Source organism: Shewanella gelidimarina, from assembly GCF_023283945.1.
Classification (GTDB): domain Bacteria; phylum Pseudomonadota; class Gammaproteobacteria; order Enterobacterales; family Shewanellaceae; genus Shewanella; species Shewanella gelidimarina.
In genome coordinates, this window is sequence record NZ_JAKIKW010000051.1 from 1 (window position 1) to 5,211 (window position 5,211).

4 protein-coding genes are annotated in these 5,211 nt (G+C 39.5%); all 4 read left to right on the forward strand.

Annotation, left to right across the window (positions count from 1 at the left end):
• Nucleotides 1-161 precede the first annotated feature (161 nt).
• The 4 genes from L2729_RS21325 to L2729_RS21340 all read left to right on the forward strand — a co-directional run bounded on the left by L2729_RS21325 (nucleotide 162) and on the right by L2729_RS21340 (nucleotide 4,516).
• Nucleotides 162-1,049 (forward strand): SIR2 family protein, encoded by an 888-nt coding sequence (locus L2729_RS21325; protein ID WP_248990030.1) that lies wholly within the window; start codon nucleotides 162-164, stop codon nucleotides 1,047-1,049.
• On the forward strand, nucleotides 1,046-3,118 hold the full coding sequence (locus L2729_RS21330) for an ATP-binding protein (RefSeq protein ID WP_248990031.1): 2,073 nt from the start codon (nucleotides 1,046-1,048) through the stop codon (nucleotides 3,116-3,118). Before L2729_RS21325 ends, L2729_RS21330 begins: the two co-directional genes overlap by 4 nt.
• 1 nt (nucleotide 3,119) lies before the next feature.
• Complete coding sequence (locus L2729_RS21335; RefSeq protein ID WP_248990032.1) at nucleotides 3,120-3,734, forward strand: SLATT domain-containing protein; 615 nt, start codon at nucleotides 3,120-3,122, stop codon at nucleotides 3,732-3,734.
• Between the two features lie 359 nt (nucleotides 3,735-4,093).
• Nucleotides 4,094-4,516 carry an NIF family HAD-type phosphatase gene (locus L2729_RS21340; RefSeq protein WP_248990033.1) on the forward strand — a complete coding sequence of 141 codons (423 nt, stop codon included), beginning with the start codon at nucleotides 4,094-4,096 and terminating at the stop codon, nucleotides 4,514-4,516.
• Nucleotides 4,517-5,211: the final 695 nt, after the last annotated feature.

Here is a 5,211-nt window from a genome sequence, read left to right on the forward strand (position 1 = left end):
CTCCAGTACCTCCAGTACCTCCAGTACCTCCAGTACCTCCAGTACCTCCAGTACCTCCAGTACCTCCAGTACCTCCAGTACCTCCAGTACCTCCAGTACCTCCAGTACCTCTACATTTTATAGATCAATTAATTGAATTAAAAAAAGAATTATCAAGGTGTTTGAAATCATTTTCAGATTCAGTGAGCGGAGGAGAGAAATCAATCCGTGATGCAGAATCTGGTTTAAAAACTGAAACATTTAATTATTTAGTTAATTTTTTGATGAGCTTTTCAAGTCGGACAGCAACGCGAGATCGGTTACATATATTCACGACAAATTATGATCGAATAATTGAAACCGGAGCTGAACTTGCAGGGCTTAGGCTAGTAGATCGTTTTGTCGGAAGTATCGCTCCAGTCTTCCGTTCATCTCGTTTGGAAGTTGATTATCATTACAATCCTCCAGGGATTCGTGGGGAGCCTAGATATTTAGAAGGCGTAGCACGTTTCACAAAGTTACATGGTTCGTTAGACTGGTATGAAAATGAGGGGACAATTAGACGTTTTGGGCTTCCTTTTGGTGCAGCTTCTGTTGAGCCATTTTTACAAGTTGAAGGTGCTGGCACACCTAACTATCAACAGTTGATGATTTACCCAAATTCAGTCAAAGATCGTGAAACGTCGGAATATCCATATGTTGAGTTATTTAGGGATTTAGCGGCAGCGACATGCCGGCCAAATAGTACCCTCGTAACCTATGGGTATAGTTTTGGTGACGAGCATATAAATCGGGTTCTCATTGATATGCTAACAATACCCTCAACACATATCGTGATCATTGCATATGGTGACCCACTTGGAAGAATCATGAGTTTTATAAAGGAAAGTGGCCGACAGGCTCAGATATCTTTATTGCTTGGTGACCATTTTGGTGATCTCAAAAAATTAGTTGATTACTACCTTCCAAAGGCAGCAATAGATCGTACCTCTATTCGTATGGCTGAACTTTTGAAATCAAGAGGTTTATATCCAGTAGCAATTCAAAACAGAATGGGCGGTGAAGAATGAGTTCGTTACCTATTGAGCAGGGAGAACAGTTAAGGGTAGGTACGGTAGATTTTGTTTCACCAAATGAAATCAGAGCCGTTCTTGATATCGATTCGCCAGATTCTGTAGCCTTAAATGCTGGAACACCAAGAAACTTCCCAAGAGTAAATAGTTATGTATTAGTATCTTGTGACAATGGTTATTTGGTTGGTCAAATTGAGTGGCTTGCTGTTGAGCGTTCACCATACCCAAAGCAAAGAGACATTCAAGATTTTGGATTAGTGAATTTACCTTTCCCACAGAAGAAAATCAGTTTAAATCCGGTTGGAACTCTTAAGCGAGTCTCAAAGAAGGGTATTGATTCATATAAATTCCAAAGAGGATCGGAATCATTTCCTACTATTGGCTCAGCTATTTTGCTGCCGACAGATTTTCAACTTAAATCAATTGTTGAGTCTGGTAACAATCGAAGAGTTATTATCGGACAAAGCCCTCTTGCGAATAATGCAAACGTTGCTGTAGATCCTGATCGCTTGTTTGGTCGTCATATCGCAGTGCTTGGAAATACGGGCAGTGGTAAGTCTTGTTCAGTTGCAGGCCTGATTCAATGGTCATTAGAAGCAGCAATGGAATCAGATAATAAGCCAAATGCCAGATTTATTGTGTTAGACCCAAATGGTGAGTATTCCAGAGCTTTGGGGCCATCTACGAAATTTAAAGGTCGAGTTTTCAAGGTTGAAGCCGGTGATGATGAAAGCCAATTACAAGTACCGTCGTGGTTTTGGAACAGTGCAGAATGGGCATCTTTCACGCAAGCAAGTCCTAAAGCTCAATTACCGTTGTTGAAGCGTTCCCTGAGAGCTATGAGAAATGAAGAGTTTGAACTTAATGTCAATTTAGATTTAGAGATTAAAAAGTATCTCGGTACAGTCCTTGTTTCCTTGCGAGCAGAGAAGTCAAAAGGTGCTGCTGCACTTAATGGTTTTCCCGGTGCAAAAAATCTTTTATCTAAAATTGATGCTTGGCGTAAAAGCCTTGAAGAGTACCAGGCAAATTTGACTGATCCATATCCAGATTTAGACCAGTTAATTGTTGATATTCAAAATTATTGTAATCAGAGAAGCGGACAGTATCCAAATTTCAATGCAACAGTTGCCGAAATTAATATCCTTATTAATGGAATACTAAGATCATTTCATAGCTTTGGTGGTAATGAGGATGAGCTTCTTCCTAAAAGTGAGGATATACCAGTACCTTTCGAGGGGGATAATTTAGTCTCTTACTTGGAAGCTTTAGCTAAAGAAAATGGCAGTGAGCAATATGTTGAATACTTGGTAGCACGCATACGTACCATGCTCTCAGACACAAGAATGAAGTCTATTACTAATGATACAGAACAGCGAGTTGATTTATCTGAGTGGTTAGAAAGTTATGTTGGTAATGATGGTACTGGCGATGAGAACAGCTGTGTTTCAATTATTGACCTTTCCTTAGTACCAAATGAAATTACCCACCTTGTGACGGCTGTGATTTCTAGGATTATCTTTGAGTCATTGCAACGTTATAGACGACTAAATAATAAATCCCTACCAACAGTACTTGTAGCTGAAGAAGCCCATACATTTATTAAACGTTATCGTGATGACTCTGAAAATCAGGACGTTGCAGCTGTTTGTTGCCAAGTATTTGAGAAAATCGCACGTGAAGGTAGAAAATTTGGTCTTGGTATGGTGATTTCTTCGCAACGACCTTCAGAGTTATCGCCCACGGTTTTATCTCAATGTAATACATTCCTCCTGCATAGAATTAGTAACGATAGAGATCAAGAACAGGTACATAAAATGGTACCAGATAATTTACGAGGGTTACTTCGTGAGTTGCCTTCATTGCCGTCTCAACATGCCATATTAATGGGTTGGGCATCCGAGCTTCCTGTTCTCGTAAAAATGAAAAATTTAACGAAAGAGCAGCAACCACACTCAGATGATCCAGATTTCTGGGATGTTTGGACAAGAAAGGATGCAGATGAGAATGTAGTTGAACGAAATGTTGATTGGGAACAAGTTGTTCGTGAATGGCAACAGAGATAGTTTGAAAAATCGTATTGTTACTATGAAATTAGGAATCGCACCAAGTATGTTAAGTAACGTTATTAGAGCTGTATTAAACCGGGATGATACTCAAGAGAAGCTGGACAATAATATTATTACAAATCCAAAGTTACCGATGGATCCTGAGAAAGCCTCGGCTCTTGTGGACAGTTGGCTAAAAAAGCTAGGAGACGCACAAATAGGTCATTACAAAGAAGCTGAATATCTTGGACGGGTTCATCAGCTTCTGGGGGCCGTACTTATTCTTTTGACTACAGGCGTTACAGCATTCATTTTTTACGAATCAGCCAATAATACAGAGCAAGTTAGGTTTAGTATTGGGGTCGCTAGTGCTTTTGCTGCCGCACTTTCAGGAGTTGTGACATTTGGTCGATTTGGAGAAAGAGCTAATGAGCATAGAATAACAGCTGGCCGCTATGGAAAGTTGCGTAGGCAGCTGGAGTATCTTCAATCGACTTGTCCAGTGGAGATAAACAGTGCTGAATTCCAAAGAAAATTAAAAACTCTAAGAATAGAATGGGAGTATGTCGCATTAAATGCTCCGTTAACACCAAAGGAAAGAAAGATTTCTCCTTTTTTATCACTTTTTATTTAATGTTCTAAAAAGTCCATCATACGTTAGGAATTTATGATTACTTAGTGCGGAGTATTAAAGCATAAAATACAGCCCAAAGCGGTTAGTAGCCCATCGACGCTAATTATTTCTATTGCTTAGCTGAGCTGGTGTTTAGACCTGAATGGCGTAATTGAAGTGGTCAACTAATTTTGGCCACATAAATATAGTAAGATATGTTTATAGAAAATCTCCCGAGGATATTGAGTTTTTAACAAAGATATTGAATGATTTTGAATTTTTCTTCTAATAAATACACCGATAATTAAGCACTTACTTTCGATATGCAAGACGGTGGATGAAGAAATTGAATGGTGTTTAGCAGATTATTGGAGAATTAAATGTATCACGTACTCGCTCTAGATCTTGAAGGAACACTCATTTCTAACGCAATGAGCCAGCTCCCTAGGCCTGGATTATTCGACTTTTTGTGCTCAGCTAAGGATACTTTTCCACGTGTTGTCATGTTCACAACCATTAATGAAAGTAAATTTCGTTCTATTGCTGACCTACTAGTAAAAGAAGGTACAGCTCCAAAATGGTTTTCTGAGATCGAATACATAAATTGGTCAGGCACTTATAAGGATTTATCTTTAATACCTCGTGCCACTGTTTGCTCAACCCTACTTTTAGACGATTTTGTTGGCTATGTTCATCCTGAGCAGCTCGAGAGTTGGATTGAAATTGAAAACTTTGGCTCCCCATATTCTCAGTCGGATTGTGCATTGGAAGAAGCGTGGGAAAGAATTAAATCAAAGATATAACACGCTGTTGAAAGGACACCGCTGGCAAGTGCTAGCAAGGTAAGCTCATACAATTTGAATATGTTAGTAAACTAGTCAGTAGAACCTCTGAACAGAAATAAACCGGAGCTTAAACTCGAAATTAACAGTTCAGATTACGATAAGAACAGATATGATCGGGAACTGAATGATCCACCTCTAATCAAATGGCCAAATTTTGTGTGTCACGACGAGTGTACATAAAATCGCGTTTTGCTGTGCTGAATCCTCGCTCAGCACATGAAATAGCGTTTGCGTGTGTTGAATCCTCGCTTAGCACATGAAATAGCGTTTTCGTGTGTTGAATCCTCGCTCAGCACATGAAATAGCGTTTTCGTGTGTTGAATCCTCGCTTAGCACTTGAAATAGCGTTTTCGTGTATCGAATTCTCGTTCAGTACCCTAAATCGTGAACAAAGAATTGTAACAGCTGAAAAATAGATCTCTTTATGCTCAGCATAAATTCAGTATTAGCTTCTAATTCTTTGTTTCGTAAGAATACATAGCCATAAAAGCACAAGATTATGTTGATTAAGAGGTTGCTACTGTATTCAACTGTCACACCTTTGTCGGATAGGCGGCACTTGTCACCAAGTACCGCCCTCCTAAGAACCGGACGTGCAACTTTCACTGCATACGGCTCAAGCCTCCACTAAGGCGTATTCTGTTACCCAGCAC